Here is a 25,557-nt window from a genome sequence, read left to right as displayed (position 1 = left end):
CGGCGCCGCGAGCACGTCGGCGGTGGCGACCTTCGAGGCCGACGCCGGATCCGCCGTCGTGCCGGCAGTTCTCGGTGGTATCGAGGCGGCGCCCGGCACGGCCGAGCCGTCCCCCCGCGGCATTGCCGAACCCGAGCGAGGACAGCCGTGGCGACCTTGACCAACGATGCGGTGCTCGCCGTCGCCGAACTGCTCGGTGTGCAAACCCTGCCGACCGTACTCGCGGTCGGGCCGCGTCAGGATTCCCGTGCTGCGTTCACCGCCGCGCGGGCGGCTGCCCTACGCGAACTACGTGACACCGGACTCGTGGACAGCTACGACGACATCGACCTCGATATCGGTGCGGCGCTGATGATTCTGGCTCGTCCCGAACGACAGCTGGCGGCACGGGTCTGTACCGAGTCCGGCGTGCGCCGTGTGTGTGTGGCGCGGCGTGGTGTCGAGCACGCGGTGGCGGTCCGCAGCGGTGACGACATCGAGGTGTGCACTCTCTGGGCCGACGAGGACGGCGCGTCCCTGGCTCGGCCGATACTGGACGTGCTCGGCCCGGCCGAGCCGGCGGACATCACCGGATTCGGCTGTCCCACCGACGAATTGTCCCGGCGCCTGGACGACGTCGCGCGCCCGTCCGAATTCGCGGAAGCCCTGCACGGCGTGGCCGTGGACGAACGGGCGGCGATCGAATTCGGGATGGCCCTGTCGTGCTGCCGTGCTCGCACCGAGATCGTCGCCTATGCCCATGACGAGGGTTGTATCACCAGATCCTCCGGCGCCGTGGCGGTGTACGACACCGAGCGGGGCCGGATCGTGGCCAGTCCGGGTCTCGCCGCGGACCTGCGTCTGTGGTCCACCTTCACGCCGGGCTCCGCACATCGCGTGGCGCAGGCGGTCACGGCGCTGATCGCCACCCTGCCCGGCGGAAGGTGGCTGCCCTGAATCGACCGCCGCGACCGAGACCACCTGTAGAGCACCGGAATCAGTTCGACGACACAGAAAGGGACTTCGATGTCCGATCAGCAGAGAGTCAGTAACGAAGCAGCCACAACCAGCAAGGCCGAGACCGATATGGGCAACTCGGTAGATCAGATTCGCGCCACCATCGCCCGCGTGACCGAGGCGGTGGACTCCGCCAAGCGCGGCTGGCAGGGCTCGGCCTTCGACGCCTGCAAGAAGGCCGGTGACGACTGGGATCAGGAAGCCGCGCGGCTGAACAAGATCCTCGACGAGATGACCGGGCAGGTCGGCCACGGCAACAAGACCTACACCGGCCTCGAGCAGGACAACGAGAACGAGTTCCGCACCCTCATCTCGCAGACCGGCGGAATGACGAACCTGGGCGCCTGAGTCCGACCACCACCACACGAAAGGTAGCGCCATGCTGTACGAGAGAACAGTTCTGCAAGAGCTCTCCGAGCTGCTGGAGGACTTCCACAAGAACCTGCGGACCGAGTCCGAGAACCTGCAGAGCTGCGCGGCCAACCTCGCGCAGTCCTGGGAGGGCAACGCCGGCCTCGAAGCGTTTCAGACCTCGAAGCGTAAGTGGGACCAGGAGTTCGGCGATGTGAACAACGAGGCCGACCCCAACACCACGATGGGAAAGATCTCGGCCCTGTCCAAGGCGGTCCAGCAGGCGATGAACAATGCGTCGGCGGCCGACAAGGTCGTGTCGCAGGGATTCGGCGGCTGATCGGACGCAAACGGAGACCACGAAGGCCCGCCCGGAACTCGTGTCCGGGCGGGCCTTCGCCGTTCCGAGACCCGGCCCGTGGTGCCGACCGGCCGGGCACAGTGGTGGCTGGTCAGGCCGGAACCGCCGGTGGTGGTGCACCGACATAGCGCAGTTCGTCGGGGGTGGCCACCATACGTACGCGGGTCTCGCCGGACTCGGTGCGCACCGTGACGAGGTTGGCGGTGGCCGGATCTTCGAGCAGGGTCACATCGGGGGCGAATCCGTCGGCCATCTGCCCGTGCCGGTGCAGCAGCAGTACCGTCGCGTCGGAATGCTGACCGCTCGGTGCGATGCCGTCGAACACCACCATGGTCGCGAAGCGGTACGAACTGGCCTGCTGCGAACCTGCCGACCAGGTCGCGAGGGACAGTGCCTGCGGCATGCCGACACGGCCGACCATCGGCCGCCATTCGTCGTGCCGATTCGTGTGCACGACGACGCTCGCACCGAGCGCGACGGCACGCAGGACGACCTGTTTGGCGACCAGTGCCGAGCCGATCACCTCGACGCGGCGCACCTGCCTACTCACCAGCGGCAGCGCTACCCCCTGCCCGGAGCTGTCGGCACCGACCAGCTGTCCGCAGCCGGCGATGGGCAGCGGAACCCGGTCGAGGGCATCCGGCGGCCCGAGGTAGCTGTCCAGTGGGAGCGCGGGCACGCCGCTGCCCAGGGGCAGGCTGAAAAGCATGGCACGGCGCTGATTTCCGGGAAGTGGCACCAATCCGGAAGGCCGAACCCGGCACGGAGTATCGCGGGTGGTGAAACGGGCGAGGGCGGTGACCGCGATCGAGCCGGTGTCCCGCACGGAGTCCGGCACTCGCTGCAGTCGCACCGTGATAGTGGAGGCGACCGTCGGCGTGGACCACACCCCTGCGATCCCGCGTGGTCCCAGCGCTTCCGGAGTCATCCGGTAGCTGACATGGTGAAAACCGTTGTGTGACAGACTGTCGGCAGATTCGTGGAACTCCGCCGGTGCGGCGCCGAGGGTGAGCTGGGCAACGGCCTCGCTCATTTCCGTCGCCGACAGTGCGATCGCCGAAAGTCCGCGCGCTGCCAGTCGATTGGCTACTCGCCGGGTCGCTACCGTTGCCGCGCGGAGGGTGCCTTCGCCGCCACCGCCGCGCCGATCCACCGCCGCGGCATTGGCGAGCGGATCCAATCGCAGTACCACCCAGACGGTCCGGTGCGCCACCGCCGGTAACGGACCGAGGATGCTCTCGTAAGCCCGTGCCACCGGCCCGGTACCCGCGCTGCGCGAGCCGGTGCCGATAACATCGATCGCGGCGAGCCGGATATCGAACTGATCGAGGCAGCGCGCGAGTTCCGCCAGCGGCAACACATCCTCACCGAGCAGGCCGCTGGGACTCAGCCTGGTCACCGTTCGCGGCTGCGCGTCGATACGCAACATGGTGATCAGCCGATCACCGTCCCAGCGCATACCGTAACTACCGCCGTCGGGTAGTGGAACATCGAACGGCGAATGTTGAACGGCAGCAGAACGCTTTCCGAACAATCGGCCACGAAATGATATTGCGCGGTTCAGATAGTGCGCGAGAGATACTCGGCGAACGGGGGTGAGTGTGACTATTACGATAATGACTGCGACTAGGACGGGAAACCACCATACGGCGGTGAAAATCCTTGCCACGAAGGCGCTCGTAGCAGCTGTGACCAGCACCAGAAGCGTCAGGTGCAGCGGAAACAGGTAGAACAGCCAGTACTCGTCGGAGCGCAATTCGGGTGTGTCGACGGCAATCTCGGAAGCGCTGTCGCCCTGATTCTCGAGCGGTGTGTCTATTTCTCCGCGCGTGGTGGAGTTCATGAGCACATCATGGACCGAGTGCATCGATATTCGCTAGTCTGTCGGAGCGTTCGGCAATATCGGTGCCGGCGCGGTCGAAATGTGTTGTTGGAATTCGGAGTTCTCGGAGGCAGTTGTGCCGGCGCAGTTGACCACCCGTGCCCAAGTCAACGGCTACCGTTTCCTGCTGAAGCGTTACGAACATGCGCTGGTGCGCCACGACGTGCGGATGCTGCACGATCCCATGCGTACTCAGTTCCGCTCGCTGGTCATCGGCGCTGTCCTGGGCGTGCTCGTCGTGGCCGGTGCCGCGATCCTCGCCTTCCTGCGTCCTCAGGGGGCAGTCGGTGACTCGAAGATCCTGGTGGGCAAGGAGTCCGGCGCGCTCTACGTGATGGTGGACGACACCCTGCATCCGGTGCTGAACCTCGCTTCGGCTCGGCTCGTCACGGGCTCCGCCGCCTCGCCGGCGTCGGTGAAGGACAGCAAGCTGACTCAGCCGCGCGGACCGCTGCTGGGGATACCGGGCGCCCCGGGCGCACTACCCGGCCCCGGTGACGCCGAGCGATCCATCTGGACGATCTGCGACAACCTGCTGCCGTCCGCGGCGGCGCCCGGACCGTCGACGACGATCATCGCCGGCCCCCTGGACGATTCACCCGGCGGCACCCGTGCCGCGCCGATGCCGGCCGATCAGGCACTGCTGGCGACGTCCGGTGACGAGACCTTCCTGATCTACGACGGTAAGCGCGCTCGCATCGATCCGGGCGACGCGGTACTCGGGCGTTCGCTGGGGCTCGGCGATCAGCGTCCGCGTCCGATCGGCAGTGCACTGCTCGCCGCCACCGAACCCGTACCGCCCCTGGCGGTCCCGGAGATCGCACGGCACGGGGAGCCGGGCCCTGGTGCGCTGAGCGATATCCCGGTCGGCGGTGTGGTCCGCGTACACGGCGTGGACAGCGACGAACTGTATGTCGTGCTGGCCGACGGCGTGCAGCGGATCACCCCGTTCACGGCCGGGATCATCCGTGACGCGAACTCACAGGGGATGGCCGACATCACGACCGTCCCGCCGGACCGCTTGGCGGGCATCCCGGTGCGCGACACCCTGCCGGTCGACGACTTTCCGCAGCAGGTACCGCTCGTGCGGGCGCCCGACACGGATCCGGTGATCTGCCTGTCCTGGAGTCGCGGCAGCCATGATGCCGAGGCGGCAGTGCACCTGTCGGCCGGTCCCGCCCTGCCGCTGCCCGAGGATGCGGTGCCGGTGGTCCCGGCGACCGCCGACGGTGGCGGCGACCGGATCGACGCGGTCTACGTCCGTCCCGGCACCGGAGAATTCGTCCGATCGGTCGGTACCGAACCGGGGGCGGTCGACAACGGAACGCTGTTCTTCGTGGGCGACAACGGGATACGGTACGGAATCCCGGACACCGGCACCGCGGCGATGCTCGGCATGCCGAAGGTCGTGAAGCCGGCACCGAAGCCCATCGTGGAGGCATTACCGGCGGGGCCCCAACTGTCCCGGCAGGATGCGCTGATGAGCCACGACAGTCTCCCGCAGTGCCCGGACTCGGAGGCCGCCGCCACCGCCTGTGCCCGCCCCGTTCCGCCGCCCGGCAGAAACAACTGAGCTCAGCGCGGTGCCGACCGTCACGACGCGGCCGGCGCTCGTAAATCCCGCAGTGTCAGCGTAATCCGCCCAGTACTCCGTCGAGTGCCGCGGCCATGTCCGCCCCGTCGATCCGCATCAGGACCGCCTCGTCCACCGCCGACAGATCGATGGAATCATCGGTGGCCAACCGGAACTCGCGTTCCTCCTCCGCCGCCTCGACCACGTTCCGGATGAAGCGGCCGTTCCCGGCCAGGTCGATCGCGCGCCGTTGCTCACCGCCGCCGTCGGCCACGCGTCCCTCGTACAGTTCGGTGCATGCGGCCTGCAGCAGCCCCAGCGCCTCCGTGGCGATCATCGAATCGCGTTTGCCGGCAATGAACTGACCGATCTGTCCGAGCTCCTCCGGGGTGTAGGAATCGAACTTCACCCGCTTCGCGAAGCGGGATGCCAGCCCGTCGTTGGAGGCGAGGAAGCGGTCGATCTCGCCGTCGTAGCCGGCGATGATCACGATCAGCCGATCGCGATCGTTCTCCATCCGGGCCAGCAGGGTGTCCACCGCCTCGCGGCCGAACGCGTCACCACCGGACAGGCCGGCCTGAATGAGGGTGTACGCCTCGTCGACGAACAGCACACCGTCCATTGCGGAATCAATGAGTTTGTTCGTTTTTATCGCGGTGCTTCCCAAATGTTCACCTACGAAATCGGAACGCTTTACCTCGACGAGTCGATCGGTTTTCAACAAACCCAATCCGCAGTAAATTTTTGCCACCACTCGGGCAACGGTTGTCTTACCGGTTCCCGGCGGGCCGGTGAACGCCAGGTGTTGTCCGCGCGGTGCGCTCGACATTCCTTTCTCGGCACGAATCTTCGCCAATTGTGCGGTGGCCTGAAGTTTCGCCACCTGAGTTTTCACCGCCGCCAGGCCGATCTGCTCGTCCAGCTCCGCGCGGGCGACCTCGAGCAGATGTTTCGCCCGGTCGTCACGCTCGGCGTTCTCGACCTGCTCGGCGGTCGGTGCCGAGGCAGGGTCCCAGCGGTCGGTGCGGGCGTCGATGAGTTCCCTGGTGGTGACCGTCAAGCGGAACTTGCGATCGCGCATGGCCTGGGTATTGGCCTCGAAGTCCGGCGCCTCGGAGAACACCTTCTCGAACAGGGCCTGCGCCTCCTCCTCGCGTCCCATCTCGCGCAGGCACAGGCCTCGGCAGAACCGGGCGGTGGTGGCCGCGGCCGGAATCGGGCCGCTCTCGGCGGCCTCCATCCGCTGGATCGCCTCCCCGAACAGGCCCAGTTGTGCGCAGGCGGTACCGACCATGACGTGCGCACCCGCGGCCAGATATGTGTCCTGCCACTGCGCGGACCCGGCCAGCACCGTCATCACATCGGGCCAGCGCTGGGTGCTGAAATGCAGCAGACCGCGCACGTACCCGCAGATCCGGTCGTCGAGTTCGCGATCCGGCTGGGACAGCAGGCCGGCGCGGTGCCGGGCCAGCTCGTCGAGCACCCGCTCCGCGTCGTCGTAGTCGCCCGCGGCGATGAGCTGCGTGGCATAGGCGAGCCAGATCTCGGTGTATCCGGCCAGCGGATAGTCGATGTACTGACCCACCACGAACCGCCCGGCCAGCTGCCGCGGTGGCAGGCCGAGCCGGCGCTGTTCGCGGAACAGGGTCGAACCGCTGGTCCGGTACAGGTTGAACACCACCTCGGGTGTCGTCTCCCCGGCCGCGGCCCGGCCCAGCCAGCCGTCACACATATCCGGGTCCCATTCGGTGGCGCGCTGGAAAGCGAGTTTCGCGTATTCCGGATCGGGCGTGGATTCCTGGCCGTCGATGGCGATGCCCAATGACAGGACGCCGGCATCGAAGGCGCGTTGTGCTTGACGGTTGCCGGTCATACGGAAGGTCCCCTAAACGCGAGAATGTGCCAATTGTCGCTCAGCATAGCGGCTGCCGTTACGGTCGATGTCGGTTAAGTTTGTACCGTCGCAATACAGCGACGGAAATCGTAGGGAGTTCTGTAATCCGTGACCGAGTCGTCGAGCAGCGGCATGTCTGCCGCTGACCCGGAATTGTGCCGAGTATCGGTGATCGGCGGAAATACGCAACTCGATGTCGGGTTGCCGGCGACCGTGCCGGTCGTCGCATACATCGCCGACCTGGTCGAGCTGATCGATTCCCGCAATCCCGACCTGACCGAACACGACGAGGGTGCCCCGGTCCGTGCCCAGCACTGGACGCTCGCCCGCGTCGGCCGGGAGCCGATCCCGCCGCATCAAACTCTCACCGACGCAGAGGTGTTCGACGGTGAGTTGCTGGTATTGCGCTCGGTGACCACCCAGGAGGCGCCCGCGCTGTTCGACGATGTGATCGACGCGGTCTCGCGGCTCACCTCCGAGTCCGCCAACGCCTGGTCTGCGACGGCCGCGCGTGTCATGGGACTGACCGCCGGTGCGGTCGCGGTGGTCTTCGCGACCGCGGTTCTGCTGGCGGGCAAGGGGACCGGAATTCTGAACGGGTTCATCGCGCTCGGCGCCGGTCTGCTCGCCGCGGGTGCGGCGGTGATCGTCGCCCGCCGGTACCCGTCCGAGCAGAGCACCGCAATCGTGGTGTCGCTCTGCGCCGTTATGCTTCTGGGTGCCGGTGCCGGCCTGCTCACACCGGGGGCCGCGGGATCACCACATCTGCTGTTCGCGGCGGTGGCCGCACTGGTTGTCGCAGCGGGGTTGTACTCGGCGACCAGGGTCGGTGAACTGATGGTCGCCGCAGTGGTCACCACCGCAGCGATCCTCGCCGTGACTGCGGCCGTGCGCATGCTGTGGGACTTCGACATTCCGAAGATCGCCGTGGGCGCGGTCATCGCGGGCCTGGTGCTGATCACGCTGGCACCGCGGCTGGCCGTGGCCGCGGCCCGGCTGCCGGTGCCTCCGGTGCCGACCGCCGGTGCGGCCATCGACCCGGCCGACCACGAACCGCGACCCACGATCGCCGATATCGGGGTCATCGGCGCCACTGCGCTCCCGTCGGCGGCCGGGCTGGAACATCGGGCCCGCGCCGCGAACCGGTACCAGTCCGGAATTCTCGCCGGGTGCACGCTCGCAGCCGGATTCGGTGCGATTCTGGCGGCCGACCCACTGGGCGAGCCGCGCTGGCAGGGGCCGGCCCTGGCCGTGGTCACCGCGGTGGTGCTGTGCCTGCGCGGACGTGCCTACGCCGACCTGATCCAGGCCTCGACCCTCATAGCCGGCGGCGCCGTGGTGGCACTGGTGACCATGACGGGTCTAGCGGTGTCCCAACCGGATTGGCGCAGCGGCGGCGCGGGCGTCCTGCTGGTCACGGCCGCCGCCGTGGTCGGCTTCGGTGTGCTCGGCCCACGGGCGGACGTCTCACCGGTGGTGCGACGGATCATCGAGATCGTCGAGTACCTGCTGATCATCGTGATCGTGCCGCTGTCACTGTGGTTGATGGACGTCTACTCCGCGGCCCGCAACATCTGAACGGACGACGACTGTGGTGTGCTGTGCAAGGACGGGGCGCGGGCTCCGAATACTGGCCGCCGCGGCGATACTCGGCTCGGCACTGTTCGGTGCTGTGCCGGCACTGCCGTCCGGTGTGGGTCTCGCGTCGGCCGTTGCCCCACCGACGATCGATGTGGGTGCGCTCGGGCCTGCGCTGGCAGTGAACGCGAAGAACGGGCCGCCGGACGAGACCGAGAAACGCGCGGTATGCGCCCAGCCGTATCTGGCCGGCGCGGTGCCGCACGATCCGCCGCTGCCGCAACGGATCCTCGATCTCGAGCGGGCCTGGAAGTTCAGTCGTGGTGCCGGTCAGAAGGTCGCCGTCGTCGACACCGGGGTCAACCGCCATCCCCGGCTGCCGGAGCTGCAACCGGGTGGCGATTTCGTCAGCGCCGGCGACGGCACCGAGGACTGCGACGGGCACGGCACCCTGGTCGCCGGTTTGATCGCCGCACGGCCCAGCCCGGCGGATGCCTTCGTCGGCGTGGCGCCGCAGGCCCAGATCCTGGCCATCCGGCAATTGAGTCTGCAGTACGAGGCGAAGAATCGCAGTCACGACGCTGCGGGCAAGGTCGCCGCGGGCGGTTACGGAGATGTGCTGACGATGGCGGCGGCCGTCGTGCGCGCGGTCGACCTGGGTGCGACAGTCATCAACATCTCCGAGGTCTCCTGCAGCCCCGCGGGTTCGGATACCGCGGACGGTGCGCTCGGTGCGGCGGTGAAGTATGCGGCCGACCGCAATGTGGTGGTGGTCGCGGCGGCCGGCAATCTCGACCGGGCGGCCTGCGCGGTGCAGAACGACACCAGCGGCTGGAACGGGCTGCGCACCGTCGTCAGCCCGGCCTGGTTCACGCCGTATGTGCTGTCGGTCGCCTCCACCGACCCGGACGGCGCCACCTCCCCGTTCTCGCTCAACGGGCCGTGGGTGGGTGTCGCCGCACCCGGGCGCGCGATCACCTCGCTCGACAGCACACCGGGCGGCACCGGCCTGGTCGACACCGAACACGGTGACGACGGACCGCTGACCATCGACGGCACCAGCTTCTCGGCCGCGTTCGTCTCCGGGCTGGCAGCCCTGGTACGCAGCAGATTTCCGGATCTGACCGCAGCACAGGTGATCGATCGGATCGAACGTACTGCGCACAATCCGGGCGCCGGGCGCGACGATCGGGTCGGCTACGGGCTGATCGATCCGGTCGCCGCTCTCACTGCCCCACTACCGCCACCGGCGGAGCAGGCTGTCGGGATTCCCCGAGCGATCGCTGCGCCGACACCAGACCCCGGGCCCGACCCGGTACCACGTCGGGTGGCGATCATCGGTTCCATCGCGCTGCCGGTGCTGCTGGCCATCGGATGGGCCGCCGCCGCGCCGTACCGCCGCGCGCGACCCGAGCGGATCATCGACGATCCGGCAGCCGGAATCCTTTCCACCACCTCGGACCCGAACGGTCCCGAGTCGTCCCGAGGAGCGTAGGACCATGTCCACCGACGGTTTCGTGCGCCGCCCGCGCATCGCCCCGCCGCGCGCACCGGGCGGCGAAGTCGCCCTGACCGCCCCACCGGAGATCCCACGACCGGTCCCGCCCGCACTGCTGATGCGGCTCATGCCCGTGGTCATGGTCGTGGCGGTGGTCGGCATGATCGCGATGATGGTGATGATGGGGCGCAACCTGCTCGCCAACCCCTTCATGCTGATGTTCCCGATGATGATGCTGATGTCGATGGTCGGCATGATGGCCGGGATGCGGGGCTCCGGTGGCCCCAAACGTGCCGCCGAGCTCAACGAGGAGCGCAAGGACTACTTCCGCTATCTCGACCAGGTGCGTCGCGATGTACGCAAAACCGGTGGAGCACAACTGCAATCGCTGACCTGGAGTCACCCCGAGCCGGCCGACCTGCGGACGCTGGCCGGTACTCGCCGGATGTGGGAACGCCGCCCCAACGACCCGGATTTCGGTCACATCCGAGTCGGTATCGGAAGTCACCGGCTCGCCACCAAGCTCGCCCGGCCCGAAACCGGTCCGCTCGAGGATCTGGAGCCGGTGTCGACCGTGGCGTTGCGGCGGTTCGTACGCACCCACTCGGTCGTGCACGGACTGCCCACGGCGTTGTCGCTGCGCGCCTTCCCGGCGATCAATGTCGAGGGCGCCACCGACGATGCCCGCATGCTGGTTCGCGCCATGCTGATGGAGTATGTGACCTTCCACGGCCCCGATCACGCCGCGGTCGCGATCATCTGTGCCGATCCCGACGCCGACGCCTGGTCGTGGGCGAAATGGATTCCGCACCTGCAGCATCCAGTCGAGCGCGACGGCATGGGTCCGGTCCGGATGATGTACCGGTCGCTGGCCGAACTGGAAACAGCGATGGCGGCCGAACTACTCGAACGCGGCCGGTTCATGCGCAATGCCCAGCCCACCGCCGGCCGGATCCACCTGCTGGTGATCATCGACGACGGCTATGTCAGTGGCACCGAACGCATTGTCAGCGATGCGGGCCTGGACTCGGTGACAGTGCTCGACCTGACCGCACCGCAAACCGGCCTGGCGGTACGCCGCGGCCTGCAACTCGTGGTCGGCGACGGCACCGTCGCCGCGAAATCGGCAGCGGGCGTGGAGCAGTTCGCCACCGCGGACCGGGTGACGATCGCCGAGGCGCAGACGCTGGTCCGGGCCCTGGCCCGCTACCGGGTGGCCACCGCCGCCCAGATCGTCAGCCTCGGTGACGAGTCACGGGCTGTTCCCGGGCTGATGGAACTGCTGAAGATCCCCGATGCCGCGCAGATCGACGCCGGTACGGTGTGGCGCCACCGCAACGACCGGGAACGGCTGCGGGTGCCGATCGGCATCACCCCCGACGGCACCCCGGTCGAGATCGACATCAAGGAGTCCGCCGAGAACGGGATGGGCCCGCACGGGCTGTGCATCGGCGCGACGGGGTCGGGCAAGTCGGAATTCCTGCGGACCCTGGTGCTGTCGATGGTGAGCACCCATTCGCCGGATCAGCTGAATATGGTGCTGGTCGACTTCAAGGGCGGCGCCACCTTCCTCGGGCTGGATTCCTTGGCGCACGTCGCCGCGGTGATCACCAACCTCGAAGAGGAGATCGCCCTGGTCGATCGCATGAAGGACGCGCTGTCGGGCGAGATGACCAGGCGCCAGGAACTGCTGCGCTCCGCCGGCAACTTCGCCAATGTGACCGAATACGAGCGGGCGCGTGCCGCCGGTGCCGCCCTGGATCCGCTGCCCGCACTGTTCATCGTCGTCGACGAGTTCTCCGAACTGCTGTCGCAGAAACCGGATTTCGCCGACCTGTTCGTAATGATCGGGCGCCTGGGGCGCTCGTTGCGAGTACATCTACTACTGGCTTCGCAGCGCCTCGAGGAGAACAAGCTGCGCGGCCTGGACTCACACCTGTCCTACCGCATCGGCCTGCGTACCTTCTCCGCCAACGAATCCCGCGCGGTCCTCGGCATCACCGACGCCTACCACCTGCCCAGCGTTCCGGGGTCGGGCTACCTCAAGAGCGATGCCGACGATCCGTTGCGGTTCAACGCTTGTTACGTCTCCGGATCCTACGAATCACCGGTCCCCAGCACGCCGGGCCGGACCGGCAGCACCCGGCGGGGGATCGGTCAGGATCCGGTGGTGTTCACCGCGGGACCGGTCGAGGTCCGCACCCCGGTGGCGGCGCCGGTGCCTGGACCTCCTGGCCTGCCCGATCTGCCGCCACCGCCCGGCTCGCCCGAGGCCGAATCGGAGCTCGCACCACCACCGGGTGCGCCGGCCGACGCAGTGCCGAAGACCTTGCTCGGGGTGGTGGTGGATCGGCTCCGAGGTCATGGCCGCCCGGCGCACGAGGTGTGGTTGCCACCCCTGGACGAGTCACCGTCGGTGGATATGTTGCTGCCCGATCCGGATTGGCGTTCGCCGGCGAACCGGCACGGCCGGTTGTGGTGGCCGATCGGAGTCATCGACAAGCCCTACGAGCAGCGGCGCGACGTGCTCACCGTGGATCTGTCCGCGGGACAGGGGAATCTGGCCGTCGTCGGCGGGCCGCAGTCGGGGAAATCCACCACGGTGCGCTCGATCATCATGGCCGCCGCGGCCACCCATACTCCGGAGCAGGTGCAGTTCTACTGCCTGGACTTCGGTGGTGGCACCCTGGCCGGCCTGGCCGATGTCCCGCACGTCGGTTCGGTCGCCGGGCGGATGGATATCGACCGGGTCCGTCGCACGGTCGCGGAGATTCTGACCCTGCTGCATCAGCGCGAAGAGCGTTTCCGTGCGCTGGGAATCGAGTCGATCCACGAGTTCCGTCGCCGGAAAGCGGAACTGGCGGCCCGGAGTCCGGCCGAGCAGGCCGCCGATCCGTTGTCGCAGGATCTGTTCGGCGACGTCTTTCTCGTCGTGGACGGCTGGGCGACCATCCGGTCCGAATTCGATGCTCTGGAACAGGCATTCAACGCCATCGCCGCGCAGGGACTGTCCTACGGCATCCACCTGATGATCGCGGCCACCCGGTGGGGTGAGATCCGGCCCGCGGTCAAGGATCTCATCGGCACCAGACTCGAACTGCGCCTCGGTGATCCCAGCGACTCCGAGATGGATCGCCGCACGGCCGTATCGGTGCCGATGGGCCGCCCCGGTAGAGGTCTCACCCCGGACAAACTCCATATGCTGGTCGCACTGCCGCGGCTGGACTCGGTCTCCGACGCCGGCACCCTGCCCGACGGCATCGCCCTGGCTCGCAGCCAGTTCGCCGAACTCTACGGTGATCGTCGCGCTCCGGCCGTACGCATGCTGCCGCTGCGCTTGTCGCGCGAACAGGTGCTGGCCGAGGTCGGCAAGCGCGGTATCGAACAAGGCGCCACCCGGGTTGTCATCGGCCTGGGCGAGAACGAATTGGCACCCGCAGTCCTGGATTTCGACGCACAGCCACATCTGATGGCATTCGCCGACGTGGAGAGCGGCAAGACCACACTGCTGCGCAATATCGTTCTCGGTGTCACCGAGAACTCCACCGCCGACCAGGCACGGATCATTCTCATCGACTATCGGCGCACCATGCTCGGGGTGCTCGAAGGCCAGCAGCTGGCGGGTTACTCGACCTCCGCTCAGACCTCCTTCGACATGCTCCGAGAGGTCGCCGCCTATCTGCGGCAACGAATTCCGGGGTCGGACATCACCCCGAAGCAGCTGCGGGACCGCAGCTGGTGGACCGGCCCGGAGATCTACATCGTCGTCGACGACTACGACATGGTCGCCACCGGTGCCGGAAATCCGCTGGAACCGCTGCTGGAGTTCATTCCGCAGGCTCGCGACATCGGTATGCACCTGGTCGTGGCCCGCCGTTCCGGTGGTGCGTCGCGGGCGCTCTACGACAAGGTGCTGGGGATGATGAAGGATCTGTCGGTGGACACACTGCTCATGTCGGCGCCCAAGGACGAGGGCAAACTCATCGGTGACGTGCGCTCGACAAAGCTTTCCCCGGGCCGAGGCACCCTGGTTTCCCGGTCCCGTGACAACGAGATGGTGCAGGTGAGCTACCTGCCGCCGGTCTGACCGCAGCAGTGCACCGCATCGGCGCAACCGGCCTGCCGATGCGCGCGCAGGAGATGGTCCGCCGGGGGCCAACTGTCGGCGCGGCGCTCGAACAGCGCCGCCGACGGACCGCTGGAGGCCGGGTCCGCGATGCGGGCCAGCCGAAATCCACCGCGGCGGTAGTAGCGATGCAGCTCGGCATTCGTCGTCCAGGCATCCAGCCGGACCCAGGTGCGGTGGTGGGACCGGGCCAGCGCGGCCGCATGCGCGAGCAGGACCCGGCCCACCCGATGCCCGGCGAACCGGCGATCGACGATCATGTAGTGCACGAAGACCGCATCGGCGAGTTCGCCCGCAGACCACAGGCCGGGATCGGCGCGATCGTTGACGGTGATGGTTCCCGCGGATTTGCCGTCGACCTCCACCATCCAGGTTTCGCCGGCCGCGACCGAATCGGCCACCGCATCGGCGAACCGGTCGATGGGCAGGCCGTGGTGCTGCCGCTGCCACTGCTCCGATCCTTTTGCCGCAAGCCAGGCCGTGCGCTGGAGCCGTAGTCGGCAGATGGTGCCGAGGTCGGCCGGGCGGGCCTTGCGAATGCGGAGTGTCATGGCGAACCGGGTACCAGTGAATGACCGAAGGAATGGGAGTTGCCCGGAGGATGCGGCGCCCCCAGGGTTTTGCGGATCAGAGCGGTGCCCTCGTCGTCGCCCAGTTCGTAGGCGAGCCTGTTACGGGCGGCCGGTGACCGCTGCCGAGAGACCCGCATGACCCGGGAGGCACTGGCACCGATGCGTAGATGATCGAGCAGTACGGTGCCCGCCGCCACACCCAGCACGGCGGCCTCGTCGGGGTCGGCCGGGCGGGCCACCACCGTGTCGCGATGCGCGGTCTCCGGGAAGCCGCGTTCGGCCAAGCGCCGGGTGGTGCCCTCCGGAATGTCGTGCGGTGAGTCGATTCCGGTGGATTCGGCCAGGTCGCGGGGGTAGTAACTGACTTCCCACGACCACGGTTCGTGGTCCAGGTACTGCACGACGGTGCGAGCGACCACCCAGGAATCCTTCGGCACGCCGAGCCAATGCGCGACATCCGCGCCGGCCGGTTCCATCCGTGCGCTGAACTGCTTGTCCGGAGTGCGTCCGGCGGCCCGCGCGATTTCGGAGAAGATATCGTGCGCGGACTTCGGGCGATCGCGGCGAATGTGGTTGGTGACCACCGATTCCAGGACTTCCCGGCTGCGCACGATCGTGCCCCGGGAAGTGGCGGTGAACAGGAGATTCTCGGCGACGAGCACCTGAATGGCGTTACGGGCGGTGGTGATCGAGACCTGCATCTGATCGGCCAGCTCGCTGTGGCTGGGAAGCCGATCGCCCGGTGCGTACGTGCCGTTGCGGATTGCTTCCCGCAGCAGATCGGCGATCCGTTGATACCTCGGACCGGCGGCCATCTCGCTCCTCGGTTGTCACTTCAAGAAAGAAAATTCTACGCCGCCACCTCGCTACGGAGTGTGACCCTTGACACACTTTTTTAGAGGTTTATTGTAATGAACGTCCTGACCATTGGTTGTACGGCAACGACGGGCGAGGCAATGGCTGGTTTGGAAACAGCACCGACGGTGATCGTGGCGCTGCCCGACGCACCGCAGATACCACTGCTCGCCGAGTTCCCGGCGGCCGAGCTGCTCCCCAATTCGGACCGGCTGTTACGCGCATGCCGGGGGCACCGCGTCATGGGTGGGCCGCTGCTGTGGTTCGCGCGTGATCTGGCGGTCCTCTACGAACGTCAGCTCGGCCGGGGCGGTTCCACGCCGGACCCGGATTCGGCGGTGATGGTCGAAACCGACAGGCGTCGAACAGAACTGGTCATGGCGATCGACGACTGGGTGGCGCGTACGGTGCCGCAGCACCGGGTCGGTGCCCCCCTGCACACCGAGACCGTCGGCGCGGTCATGGACCGGCTGGCGGAAGCGGCAGTGCACGCGCATCACGCCCTCATGACCCTGAACGCCGATGACGATGTGCTGCACGGTGCCTGGCACCACCTGGTCGAATTGGCCGACGGCTACGACGATCTGGTGCGCGACGTGCTGGCCGGCAGGCGCCGCCTGCCGGCCTGGTGAATCCGCTCAGTAACCGCCGAAGTGCCGGTGTTCGGTCGCGAAATCGTCGGCGACCGTCGCGGCCAGTTCGACCAGGGCCCGCTTGGTGTTCTTGTGCAGCCGGGCGAGGTCGATCTCCGCGCCCTCGGCCAGGTGCGGGTCGTACGGGATGATGTGTACGGCGCGGCAGCGGGCCAGGAAGTACTCCCGCAGATGCTGAATCGCCACGTTCGGCGAGCCTTCCCGCGGGAGGTTGATCACCACGACCGCATTGCGGACCAGATGATCGTGACCGTGCAACGACAGCCAGTCCAGCGTGGCCGCCGCGCTACGCGCACCATCGATCGCGGACGAGGAGATCAGCACCAGCGAATGGGCCAGATCCAGCACACCCGCCATCGCCGAATGCATCAGGCCGGTGCCGCAGTCGGTGAGAATGATGTTGTAGAACCGCTGCAGGACCCGCAGCACCTGGCGGTACTCGTCCTCGCTGAACGATTCGGACGCCGCGGGATCGCGCTCACTGGCGAGAACTTCCAAACGGCTGGTCGCCTGTGAGGTGTGCCGCCGCACGTCGCCGTAACTGCCGATGGACCTGTCCAGCAGCAGATCTCGCACCGAGGAACGAGTTTGCAGCGGAACCCGCTGCGACAGAGTGCCGAAGTCGGGGTTGGCGTCCACCGCGATGACCCGGTCACCACGAATCGAGGCGAAGATCGAGCCGATGCCCATGGTCGTGGTGGTCTTGCCGACACCGCCCTTCAACGACAACGTCGCGATGCGGTAGTCACCGCGCACCGGCTGCCGGATTCGCGCCACCAGTTCCTGCAGGCGCAGTTCTTCGGCGGACATACCCGGGTTGATGGCACCGCCCGACATATGGTGCACCGCGCGCCGCCAGCCCGACCCGGGCGACTTCTTGGCCCGCCGCATCGGCACATCTTCCAGCGACGGGCCGGGCCCGTTCGGTCCGTACTGCGGTGGCGGACCCTGCTGCCCCTGCTGATACTGCGCGCCTTGTGGTGCCTGGCCCTGCTGATGGGACGGGCCTTGCTGATACTGGGGGCCCTGCTGGTACTGCGGGCCCTGGGGATACCCCTGAACCTGCTGGTACTGCTCGGCCGGACCGTATTGCTGCCCTTGCGCCGGGGGCTGTCCCTGCGTATACGGATCGGGCTGCGCGTACTGCTGCGGCTGCGCGTACTGATCCGGTCCGTTCGCGGGGCTCTGCTGCGACTCTCCCGGATAGCCGCCGGCGTTCGCGACCGGTGCGTGCTGATCCGCTACGGGCAGTTCCCCCGTCGGCGGGCGCTGCTGCGGGATACGTGGCTGTGAAACACCCTGCGGTGCCGGCGGGCTGTCGTACGGACCGGGAGCCTGCGCACCCGCGCCCGATTCATACGGCGTGGGTGCCGACTCCGGGGCAGGGGCCGCGGGTGTGCTGTGCGGGGCCGCAGTGGGTGCATACTGCCCCGCAGTGCGAGCATCGTGCGCCGACTGCTGGTTGTCGGCAGCGTAAGCCTGCTGTGCCAGGGCCGGATCCGACTGCGGCACAGGGGCTTGCGCTGATCCGCCACCGTGTACCGGATCCGGTCCAGGTGCTTGCACCGGGGCAGCAGGGTCGTAAGCCGGCGCAGGGTGCGGCTGCGCGGGAGCCGGGCGCAGTTGTTCCGGAACCACAAGCCGGTGGCGCCCGCTCCAGTACGGCGAGGCCGCGGAATCGGCACTGCCCGAGTGTGTCTCGCGGGGTATGTCGGTATTCGGTGCTGTGCTACCGGCGGCTGCTCCGCTCGCCGACGGCGGCGACGCCGCGCCCGCGTCCGGGGTCTGGGAGCCCAGTGCGTCGTGGCCCAACGTGGCGGGGTGCGCTGTGTTCGCCTGCGGTTCGACACCGTGCCCCGTGACCGGGACAGCATCCGATACCGGTGCCGGTTCGCTCGTGCCCGGCCCGGTCCGTGGAATGCCGTCCGGCTGGGCCGGCATCGGACCACTCACCCAGGCCGGTGCTGTCTCGTCGACTGTCGATCTCTGTGCAGGTGCGGCAGAGCTTGTTTCGGTGGCAGCTGGTGCGCTGTTCGATTCCTCGACAGTGGTGGCCGGCAACTGCCAACCGCTCGAACCCGCGCCCTCCCGCGGGGGACTGCTCGCCTCGGCCGCGGTACCGCCGACTGCCGGCGCCGCGGATTCGTGTCCTTCCGGAACTCCGAGGCGCGGTGGCGGGCCGGCCTGCTCGACCGGGGCCGCACTTGCTGCAGCCCAGTTCGGATACGGCGGCGGAGTGGGTGCGGACGGCGTCCCCGGCGTGGGGTGCTGCGGCGGGGCCTGCGGTGCCGCAGTCGGCCGCGCGGGCGGTGCAGCCTGCTCCGGGGGTGTGCGGGTTACCCGTGTCGTAGCCTCCGCGTCCAACGCGTCCGGAGTAGCGGCCAGCGGTCCGGGAGCGCTGGAAAACTGTTGCGGGGCAGGTGGAACCATGGGTTGCGGCGCGGAATCCGGCGCCGCGGGCAGGTCCTGGCCGGATCTCGGGTCGGTGGGCCGAGGGGGAGCCGGCTCATAGGCGGAGGCTTGTTCGTAACCCTGTCGGGCGTACCCCTGCGCCGCCTCCGGTTCGGGGGAATGCTGCTGCCACGGCATGGAATCGGAGTCGTGGGTGCTGCTCCGGTCGGGTGCCGGGGCGTGCTGCTGCGAACGCGCTGCGGGCGGCTCCCAGGACGATTCGCGAGTGCGCGGCTGTTCGGTGGCCTTCTCCTTGCGCCACGGCTTGCGCTTCTTCTTCTCCGGTTCCGGCTGATCGTCGGATTTCCGGGAGAATCGCCGTCGTGGACCACTGTCCTCGGGGATGTAGTCCTCGTGCGGCAGGTTCTGGACGGGTGCCTCGTAGCCGGTGTGGGTGACGTCGTTCTCCGACAGCCACGGCGGCAACATGGGCAGATCGTTGTTGTCACGACTCACGGCGTCGCCTCACCGGGAATCGTGGTGATCGGATTCGAGGGCGCGGCGTCCATATCTCGCTCGCTGCGCACGCTCACGGGCGTCCCCCTGGGATCTGCTCGACCGGATTCTGGACAGCGGTAGTTTACGCGAGAGCGATCTGCGGTGACGGGCGGCCGTCGCCTGCATTCGGTGCCGTATCGGCGGGCGCGACGCGGGCATCCTCCGGTGACCAGCCGGTGACCAACGCAGCCACGACGGAGGGGAACCCGGCGGTATTTGGCCGGATCAGGGGCGCGCGGGTAGGCTTGACCGGCGGTGCATCCACCCGGCGTTCGCGCATGTCTGCTTGTGATCTACCCTGGTCTGCAAGGTGTGCGACGCCGAGCGTACGCACCGGTCGACTGGAGTGCACCGATAACTGCAGTGACAAAGCTGGCCGAGGAGTTGGGACCACACAGGGTTTCAGCGTAAGCGGGATCGCGGAGGATATGGCGAAGAAGGACGGGGCCATCGAGGTCGAGGGTCGAGTTATCGAGCCGCTGCCGAATGCGATGTTCCGCATCGAGCTGGAGAACGGTCACAAGGTTCTCGCGCACATCAGCGGCAAGATGCGTCAGCACTACATCCGCATCCTGCCCGAGGATCGTGTCGTCGTGGAGCTGTCTCCGTACGACCTTTCCCGCGGTCGCATCGTCTACCGCTACAAATGAGTTTCCGGGGAGTGGTCCCCGGGAGGAGTTCCGGTTTCCGGACTCGCAAGAGATTTCCCCGGTCACACGGCTGGGGAAAAGCTGTGTTCACACCTGTCGTGTGAACCACAACCAGATTGGACGGACGTGAAGGTTCAGCCGAGCGTCAAGAAGATCTGCGAGAAGTGCAAGGTGATCCGCCGTAACGGCCGGGTCATGGTGATCTGCGACAACCTGCGGCACAAGCAGCGTCAGGGCTGATACCTGAACTGCGTCCACCGCAGTAGCTCACCAGCCAAGCACCGAACGCAGTTTCGGATTGGCACAGCAAAGAAGACCTCCCAGCGCCAGTCGCCCGTCGGCGAGCCCGCTGCCTCGGAAACGAGCAGCAGGCGGACAGGTGACCTACCCCCGGAACGGAGGCCGGGGCCCCAGCTGTAGCAGAATTCGCTGCTCGCAGCGGCGGGGACGGACAGGGAGTAGACCTCCGCAACAGTTAAGGAAGCTGCCACATGGCACGTCTGATGGGCGTAGATCTCCCGCGCGAAAAGCGCATGGAGATCGCGCTGACCTACATTTTCGGAATCGGTCGTACCCGCTCTCACGAGATCCTGGCCGCCACCGGCGTCAGCCCGGATCTGCGCTCGAAGGATCTCAGCGACGACGACGTCACCCGGTTGCGCGATTACATCGAGGCGTCGGATCTCAAGGTCGAAGGTGACCTGCGCCGCGAGGTGCAGGCCGACATCCGTCGCAAGATCGAGATCGGCTGCTACCAGGGCATCCGCCATCGCCGCCACCTGCCGGTGCGCGGACAGCGGACCAAGACCAATGCGCGCACGCGCAAGGGTCCGAAGAAGACCGTCGCCGGCAAGAAGAAGTAGGGATAACCGATGCCTCCGAAGAGTCGGGCCTCCGGCCCCAAGAAGTCCCAGAAGGCGCGTCGCAGGGACAAGAAGAACGTTCCGCACGGCCACGCGCACATCAAGTCCACGTTCAACAACACGATCGTCTCGATCACCGACCCCGAGGGCAATGTGCTCTCGTGGGCCTCGTCGGGCCACGTCGGTTTCAAGGGCTCGCGTAAGTCGACCCCGTTCGCCGCGCAGCTCGCCGCCGAGAACGCCGCCCGCAAGGCGCAGGAGAACGGCGTCAAGAAGGTCGACGTGTTCGTCAAGGGCCCGGGTTCGGGCCGTGAGACCGCGATCCGCTCGCTGCAGGCCGCCGGCCTCGAGGTGGGCACGATCTCCGACGTCACCCCGCAGCCGCACAACGGCTGCCGTCCGCCCAAGCGGCGTCGCGTCTAGCGGGAAAGGAATAGCGAAAAATGGCTCGTTATACAGGCCCCATCACCCGCAAGTCGCGTCGTCTTCGCGTCGACCTCGTCGGAGGCGACCAGGCGTTCGAGCGTCGTCCCTACCCGCCCGGCCAGCACGGCCGCGCGCGGATCAAGGAGAGCGAGTACCTGCTCCAGCTGCAGGAGAAGCAGAAGGCCCGCTTCACCTACGGCATCATGGAGAAGCAGTTCAGCCGGTACTACAAGGAAGCCAACCGGCAGAAGGGCAAGACCGGCGACAACCTGCTGCGTCTGCTCGAGTCGCGGCTGGACAACGTCGTGTACCGCGCCGGTCTGGCGCGTACCCGCCGGCAGGCTCGCCAGCTGGTCTCGCACGGTCACTTCACGGTGAACAACCGCAAGGTGAACGTCCCCAGCTTCCAGGTCTCGCAGTACGACATCATCGATGTCAAGGAAAAGTCGCTGCCGACCCTGCCGTTCCAGGTCGCCCGTGAGACCCAGGGCGATCGCCCGATCCCGGGCTGGCTGCAGGTTGTTCCGAACCGGCTGCGGATCCTGGTCCACCAGCTTCCGGAACGCGCGCAGATCGATGTGCCGCTGAACGAACAGCTCATCGTCGAGTACTACTCGAAGTAAGCCGTTCGTGCTGCTGGTGGGTGAGCCACCTTGTTGGAGGCTCACCCACACCCCAGTACGTGGGCGTCAAATAGCGGGCGCCCCTGAAGGAGGAGATCCTCATGCTGATTTCACAGCGACCGACACTGGCCGAAGAGGTCCTGGCCGAGAACCGCTCGAAGTTCACCATCGAACCCCTCGAGCCGGGCTTCGGTTACACCCTCGGCAATTCGCTGCGCCGTACTCTGCTGTCCTCGATTCCGGGGGCCGCGGTGACCAGCATCCGTATCGACGGCGTGCTGCACGAGTTCACCACCGTCCCGGGTGTGAAGGAAGATGTCACCGACATCATCCTGAACCTCAAGGGCCTGGTCGTGTCGTCCGAAGAGGACGAGCCGGTCACCATGTACGTGCGTAAGCAGGGCCCGGGCGCCGTCACCGCCGGTGACATCGTTCCGCCGGCCGGCGTGACCGTGCACAACCCGGATATGCACATCGCCACCCTGAACGACAAGGGCAAGCTGGAGATCGAGCTCGTCGTCGAGCGCGGTCGCGGTTACGTCCCCGCCGTCCAGAACAAGGCGACGGGCGCGGAGATCGGCCGGATTCCGGTGGACTCGATCTACTCGCCGGTGCTGAAGGTGACCTACAAGGTCGAGGCCACCCGTGTCGAGCAGCGCACCGACTTCGACCGGCTCATCCTGGATGTCGAGACCAAGAACTCGATTTCCCCGCGGGATGCGCTGGCTTCGGCCGGTAAGACCCTGGTCGAGCTGTTCGGCCTGGCGCGTGAGCTGAACGTGGAGGCCGAGGGTATCGAGATCGGGCCCAGCCCGGCCGAGGCGGATCACATCGCCTCGTTCGCGCTGCCGATCGAGGATCTGGACCTCACCGTGCGTTCGTACAACTGCCTCAAGCGCGAGGGTGTGCACACCGTCGGCGAGCTGGTTGCGCGGACCGAGTCGGATCTGCTGGATATCCGTAACTTCGGCCAGAAGTCCATCGACGAGGTGAAGGTCAAGCTGCATTCGCTCGGCCTGTCGTTGAAGGACAGCCCGGCCTCCTTCGATCCGTCCAGCGTCGTCGGCTACGACGCCGCCACCGGAACCTGGAGTGACAGCGGCTCCTTCGGCGATACCGACAACGGCGAGCAGGACTACGCCGAGACCGAACAGCTCTAGGCCTTCGAAGGACGCAGCGCTGTGTCCTGACCGAGGGCCTTCCCAAAGGAGAACAACCAATGCCCAAGCCCAAGAAGGGTGCTCGCTTCGGCGGGTCGGCGTCGCACCAGAAGGCGATCTTCGCCAATCTGGCCACGGCGCTCTTCGAGCACGGTCGGATCACGACCACCGAGGCCAAGGCCAAGGCGCTGCGCCCCTACGCCGAGAAGCTGGTCACCAAGGCCAAGGGCGGCACGCTGGCCGACCGCCGCGAGGTGCTCAAGGTGATCCGCAACAAGGATGTGGTGCACGAACTCTTCGCGACCATCGGACCGTCGTTCGAGGGCCGTGAGGGTGGCTACACCCGGATCATCAAGACCGTCCCCCGCAAGGGTGACAACGCGCCGATGGCGATCATCGAGCTGGTCCGGGAGCAGACCGTGACCAACGAGGCCGATCGCGCTCGCCGGGTCGCCGCCCAGCAGGCCAAGACCGAGGCTGCCGAGGAGAAGGCCGAAGAGGCCGCCACCGAGGCTCCTGCCGAGGACAAGGCCGAGGAAGCCGCTGAGGCGCCCGCCGAGAACAAGGCGGAATGAGTTGGTCCCCGCCGTGCGCGGGGACCGCTCGACTTACGTCGGGATTTCACGAGTGAGCCCGCCGTCCCCTCCGGGTCGGCGGGCTCTCTTCATATTAGCCAGGAGATTGCTGTGATCGTGGTCGATCCGGAGCGAACGGCGGTTGCGGTTCGAGTACGGCTCGATATCGCCTACGACGGTACGGACTTCACCGGTTGGGCACGGCAGCCCGGACTCCGCACGGTCCAGGGAGTACTCGAAGAGTCGCTGAGTAAGGTCCTGCGCGAACCGATTCAGCTCACCGTGGCCGGCCGTACCGATGCTGGGGTCCATGCCGAGGGGCAGGTCGCTCACTTCGACACGACCGCGGAATTGGATTACGGCAAGTTACTGCACCGGCTGGCGCGTTTCCTGCCCAGAGATGTGCGCGTTACCGGAATACGCACGGCACCAGCGGAATTCGATGCTCGTTTCTCTGCGATCCGCCGCCACTACGCCTATCGCCTCACCACGGCGCCGTACGGTGCCCCACCGCTGCTGACCCGTAGTGTGGTCGCCTGCCGTCCGGCGGTCGATGTCGAGGCCATGCGGGAGGCGTCGCGAAAGCTGCTGGGACTGCACGACTTCGCCGCATTCTGCCGTCGGCGCGAGGGGGCCACCACGGTGCGTGAATTGCAGCGGTTCGAGTGGGTGAGTACTCCGATCGGGGCGTCCGAGTTCGGCGGAGCCCACGCCGATCCGGGGGCCGGACCGATTGCCGGCGGACAGGTAGCTGCTGCGGAGGCAACGGCATCCGCGCGAATGCTGACCGCCTATGTCAGTGCTGATGCCTTCTGCTGGTCGATGGTGCGCAGCCTGGTGGGTGCGGTGCTGGCAGTGGGGGAGGGACGCCGCGACCCGGAGTGGGTGCAAGGGCTGCTCGCGGAACGTCAACGGTCCAGTTCGGTTACCGTCGCCCCCGCGCACGGCCTGAGTCTGATCGCGGTGGACTACCCGGCCGATGCCGATCTCGCCGCCCGGAATGTCGAAACCCGGGAGCTGCGCACGCTCCCCCCGTCGGGCGGTTGTTGCGGAGACTGACACCGGGGCGTTCCGTGGCGGTGCGGCCGGGCCCGGAATACTCGCCCGCGTAGCTCGGTTCGCACGGACTATGACTGAAGCTCTACGCAACAGAATCGGATCGTTCGGCGTCTGGCGCTACTACACGGGCTTCGAGCCGGGTGAGGCCAGTGAACTGGAAGGGCTCGGCTACAGCACGCTGTGGCTGGGTGGCTCGCCGCCCGCCGACCTGCCGGAGGTGGAAGCGCTGCTGGGTGAGACCAGCACCCTGACGGTGGGGACCAGCATCGTGAACATCTGGTCCGCACCGGCCGAACAGGTCGCGGAATCCTTTCACCGGATCGATCGGCAGTTTCCGGGCCGGTTCATCCTCGGCTTCGGCGCGGGACATCCCGAAGCTGATTCCGACTTCCGCAAGCCCTACGACGCGCTGATCGATTACGCCGACGTCCTCATCGCCCACGGTGTGCCGAAGCAGCAGCTCGCGCTGGCAGCCCTGGGGCCACGAGTGCTGAAGTTGGCGGCCGATCGCACCGCCGGAGCTCTGCCCTATCTGATCACCGCCGAACACACCCGGCAGGCCCGCGAGATCCTCGGACCGGACGCGCTACTGGTTCCCGAACACAAGATCTCGTTCAGTACCGATCCGGTACAGGCGCGCGCAACCGCCCGGCCACGCGCCGAGTTCTATCTGAGCCTGCGCAACTACGTGTCGAATCTGCGTCGGCTCGGTTTCGCGGAAGAGGATGTGGCCCCGCCCGGCAGCGACCGTCTGATCGATGCGCTGGTGCTGCACGGGACCGCCGACCGAATCGCCGACGGGCTGGTCGAACATCTGCGCGTCGGCGCCGATCAGATCGCCATTCAGGTCACCGACAAGGACCATATGGGCGTGCTGCGTGCACTCGCGCCGGTTGTGACCGCTCGGGTGTGA

At 67.3% G+C, this 25,557-nt stretch carries 22 protein-coding genes; 17 read left to right on the top strand and 5 right to left on the bottom strand.

Going from position 1 to position 25,557, the window contains the following annotated elements:
• Positions 1-147: 147 nt before the first annotated feature.
• The 3 genes from NV2_RS27900 (at position 148) to NV2_RS27890 (ending at position 1,687) form a co-directional block, all read left to right on the top strand.
• Positions 148-936, top strand: coding sequence for an ESX secretion-associated protein EspG (locus NV2_RS27900; protein WP_067880960.1), 789 nt, complete (start codon positions 148-150; stop codon positions 934-936).
• 69 nt (positions 937-1,005) lie between these two features.
• Positions 1,006-1,344 carry a WXG100 family type VII secretion target gene (locus NV2_RS27895; protein WP_067880956.1) on the top strand — a complete coding sequence of 113 codons (339 nt, stop codon included), beginning with the start codon at positions 1,006-1,008 and terminating at the stop codon, positions 1,342-1,344.
• Positions 1,345-1,375: 31 nt separating this feature from the next.
• Positions 1,376-1,687, top strand: coding sequence for a WXG100 family type VII secretion target (locus NV2_RS27890; protein ID WP_067880953.1), 312 nt, complete (start codon positions 1,376-1,378; stop codon positions 1,685-1,687).
• Between the two features lie 112 nt (positions 1,688-1,799).
• Here the strand turns inward: NV2_RS27890 and eccE are convergent, their stop codons facing one another.
• Complete coding sequence (eccE, locus tag NV2_RS27885) at positions 1,800-3,551, bottom strand: type VII secretion protein EccE (RefSeq protein WP_067880950.1); 1,752 nt, start codon at positions 3,549-3,551, stop codon at positions 1,800-1,802.
• Positions 3,552-3,666: 115 nt separating this feature from the next.
• Here eccE and eccB point away from each other — a divergent pair, with 115 nt between their 5' ends.
• Entirely contained in the window at positions 3,667-5,163 is a 1,497-nt protein-coding gene (gene eccB, locus NV2_RS27880) for a type VII secretion protein EccB (RefSeq protein ID WP_067880947.1), read from the top strand.
• A 55-nt stretch (positions 5,164-5,218) separates the two neighbouring features.
• Here eccB and eccA read toward each other — a convergent pair whose 3' ends face one another.
• Positions 5,219-7,036, bottom strand: a complete 1,818-nt coding sequence (gene eccA, locus NV2_RS27875) for a type VII secretion AAA-ATPase EccA (RefSeq protein WP_067880944.1) — start codon at positions 7,034-7,036, stop codon at positions 5,219-5,221.
• Positions 7,037-7,189: 153 nt separating this feature from the next.
• Between eccA and eccD the strand changes: the two genes are divergently transcribed.
• The 3 genes from eccD to eccCa all read left to right on the top strand — a co-directional run bounded on the left by eccD (position 7,190) and on the right by eccCa (position 14,220).
• A complete protein-coding gene (gene eccD, locus NV2_RS27870) occupies positions 7,190-8,635 on the top strand; it encodes a type VII secretion integral membrane protein EccD (RefSeq protein ID WP_168436103.1) in 1,446 nt (481 codons plus the stop codon).
• Between the two features lie 94 nt (positions 8,636-8,729).
• Entirely contained in the window at positions 8,730-10,130 is a 1,401-nt protein-coding gene (gene mycP / locus NV2_RS27865) for a type VII secretion-associated serine protease mycosin (RefSeq protein WP_245662809.1), read from the top strand.
• Between the two features lie 4 nt (positions 10,131-10,134).
• Entirely contained in the window at positions 10,135-14,220 is a 4,086-nt protein-coding gene (gene eccCa / locus NV2_RS27860; RefSeq protein ID WP_067880938.1) for a type VII secretion protein EccCa, read from the top strand.
• Here eccCa and NV2_RS27855 read toward each other — a convergent pair.
• The gene (locus tag NV2_RS27855; protein ID WP_084475599.1) at positions 14,202-14,810 is read right to left on the bottom strand and encodes a GNAT family N-acetyltransferase; all 609 of its coding nucleotides are present in this window, start codon (positions 14,808-14,810) and stop codon (positions 14,202-14,204) included. The genes eccCa and NV2_RS27855 overlap by 19 nt on opposite strands.
• Positions 14,807-15,646: a GntR family transcriptional regulator gene (locus tag NV2_RS27850; protein WP_067880935.1), complete on the bottom strand. Its 840-nt coding sequence runs from the start codon at positions 15,644-15,646 to the stop codon at positions 14,807-14,809. The genes NV2_RS27855 and NV2_RS27850 overlap by 4 nt, the downstream gene beginning before the upstream one ends.
• Before the next feature lie 141 nt (positions 15,647-15,787).
• Here NV2_RS27850 and NV2_RS27845 point away from each other — a divergent pair, with 141 nt between their 5' ends.
• Complete coding sequence (locus NV2_RS27845; RefSeq protein ID WP_084475597.1) at positions 15,788-16,318, top strand: DUF4254 domain-containing protein; 531 nt, start codon at positions 15,788-15,790, stop codon at positions 16,316-16,318.
• 6 nt (positions 16,319-16,324) lie between these two features.
• Here the strand turns inward: NV2_RS27845 and NV2_RS32500 are convergent, their stop codons facing one another.
• On the bottom strand, positions 16,325-19,246 hold the full coding sequence (locus tag NV2_RS32500; protein ID WP_245662808.1) for a MinD/ParA family ATP-binding protein: 2,922 nt from the start codon (positions 19,244-19,246) through the stop codon (positions 16,325-16,327).
• Positions 19,247-19,716: 470 nt separating this feature from the next.
• Here NV2_RS32500 and infA point away from each other — a divergent pair, with 470 nt between their 5' ends.
• The 9 genes from infA (at position 19,717) to NV2_RS27790 (ending at position 25,557) form a co-directional block, all read left to right on the top strand.
• On the top strand, positions 19,717-19,938 hold the full coding sequence (gene infA, locus NV2_RS27830; RefSeq protein WP_003886926.1) for a translation initiation factor IF-1: 222 nt from the start codon (positions 19,717-19,719) through the stop codon (positions 19,936-19,938).
• A gap of 126 nt (positions 19,939-20,064) precedes the next feature.
• Entirely contained in the window at positions 20,065-20,178 is a 114-nt protein-coding gene (gene rpmJ, locus NV2_RS27825; protein ID WP_025347279.1) for a 50S ribosomal protein L36, read from the top strand.
• A 251-nt stretch (positions 20,179-20,429) separates the two neighbouring features.
• The gene (rpsM, locus tag NV2_RS27820; RefSeq protein ID WP_067880929.1) at positions 20,430-20,801 is read left to right on the top strand and encodes a 30S ribosomal protein S13; all 372 of its coding nucleotides are present in this window, start codon (positions 20,430-20,432) and stop codon (positions 20,799-20,801) included.
• 9 nt (positions 20,802-20,810) lie between these two features.
• Positions 20,811-21,224, top strand: a complete 414-nt coding sequence (gene rpsK, locus NV2_RS27815) for a 30S ribosomal protein S11 (protein WP_067880926.1) — start codon at positions 20,811-20,813, stop codon at positions 21,222-21,224.
• 20 nt (positions 21,225-21,244) lie between these two features.
• A complete protein-coding gene (gene rpsD, locus NV2_RS27810) occupies positions 21,245-21,850 on the top strand; it encodes a 30S ribosomal protein S4 (protein ID WP_067880922.1) in 606 nt (201 codons plus the stop codon).
• Between the two features lie 101 nt (positions 21,851-21,951).
• Positions 21,952-23,010, top strand: a complete 1,059-nt coding sequence (locus NV2_RS27805; protein ID WP_067880919.1) for a DNA-directed RNA polymerase subunit alpha — start codon at positions 21,952-21,954, stop codon at positions 23,008-23,010.
• A 59-nt stretch (positions 23,011-23,069) separates the two neighbouring features.
• Positions 23,070-23,585, top strand: coding sequence for a 50S ribosomal protein L17 (rplQ, locus tag NV2_RS27800; protein ID WP_067880916.1), 516 nt, complete (start codon positions 23,070-23,072; stop codon positions 23,583-23,585).
• Between the two features lie 105 nt (positions 23,586-23,690).
• Positions 23,691-24,644 (top strand): tRNA pseudouridine(38-40) synthase TruA, encoded by a 954-nt coding sequence (truA, locus tag NV2_RS27795; protein ID WP_174550641.1) that lies wholly within the window; start codon positions 23,691-23,693, stop codon positions 24,642-24,644.
• A gap of 70 nt (positions 24,645-24,714) precedes the next feature.
• Positions 24,715-25,557, top strand: coding sequence for an LLM class F420-dependent oxidoreductase (locus NV2_RS27790; RefSeq protein ID WP_067880910.1), 843 nt, complete (start codon positions 24,715-24,717; stop codon positions 25,555-25,557).

Source organism: Nocardia vermiculata NBRC 100427, from assembly GCF_001613265.1.
In the GTDB taxonomy this organism is placed as follows: domain Bacteria; phylum Actinomycetota; class Actinomycetes; order Mycobacteriales; family Mycobacteriaceae; genus Nocardia; species Nocardia vermiculata.
This window is presented reverse-complemented; position numbering and strand designations above follow the sequence as displayed.

Coding starts and splice junctions, on each gene's coding strand:
- NV2_RS27895 (WP_067880956.1), top strand. CDS start 1,006: ATGTCCGATCAGCAGAGAGTCAGTAACGAAGCAGCCACAACCAGCAAG.
- NV2_RS27890 (WP_067880953.1), top strand. CDS start 1,376: ATGCTGTACGAGAGAACAGTTCTGCAAGAGCTCTCCGAGCTGCTGGAG.
- eccE (WP_067880950.1), bottom strand. CDS start 3,551: ATGAACTCCACCACGCGCGGAGAAATAGACACACCGCTCGAGAATCAG.
- eccA (WP_067880944.1), bottom strand. CDS start 7,036: ATGACCGGCAACCGTCAAGCACAACGCGCCTTCGATGCCGGCGTCCTG.
- eccD (WP_168436103.1), top strand. CDS start 7,190: ATGTCTGCCGCTGACCCGGAATTGTGCCGAGTATCGGTGATCGGCGGA.
- eccCa (WP_067880938.1), top strand. CDS start 10,135: ATGTCCACCGACGGTTTCGTGCGCCGCCCGCGCATCGCCCCGCCGCGC.
- NV2_RS27855 (WP_084475599.1), bottom strand. CDS start 14,810: ATGACACTCCGCATTCGCAAGGCCCGCCCGGCCGACCTCGGCACCATC.
- NV2_RS27850 (WP_067880935.1), bottom strand. CDS start 15,646: ATGGCCGCCGGTCCGAGGTATCAACGGATCGCCGATCTGCTGCGGGAA.
- NV2_RS27845 (WP_084475597.1), top strand. CDS start 15,788: ATGGCTGGTTTGGAAACAGCACCGACGGTGATCGTGGCGCTGCCCGAC.
- infA (WP_003886926.1), top strand. CDS start 19,717: ATGGCGAAGAAGGACGGGGCCATCGAGGTCGAGGGTCGAGTTATCGAG.
- rpsM (WP_067880929.1), top strand. CDS start 20,430: ATGGCACGTCTGATGGGCGTAGATCTCCCGCGCGAAAAGCGCATGGAG.
- rpsK (WP_067880926.1), top strand. CDS start 20,811: ATGCCTCCGAAGAGTCGGGCCTCCGGCCCCAAGAAGTCCCAGAAGGCG.
- rpsD (WP_067880922.1), top strand. CDS start 21,245: ATGGCTCGTTATACAGGCCCCATCACCCGCAAGTCGCGTCGTCTTCGC.
- NV2_RS27805 (WP_067880919.1), top strand. CDS start 21,952: ATGCTGATTTCACAGCGACCGACACTGGCCGAAGAGGTCCTGGCCGAG.
- rplQ (WP_067880916.1), top strand. CDS start 23,070: ATGCCCAAGCCCAAGAAGGGTGCTCGCTTCGGCGGGTCGGCGTCGCAC.
- NV2_RS27790 (WP_067880910.1), top strand. CDS start 24,715: ATGACTGAAGCTCTACGCAACAGAATCGGATCGTTCGGCGTCTGGCGC.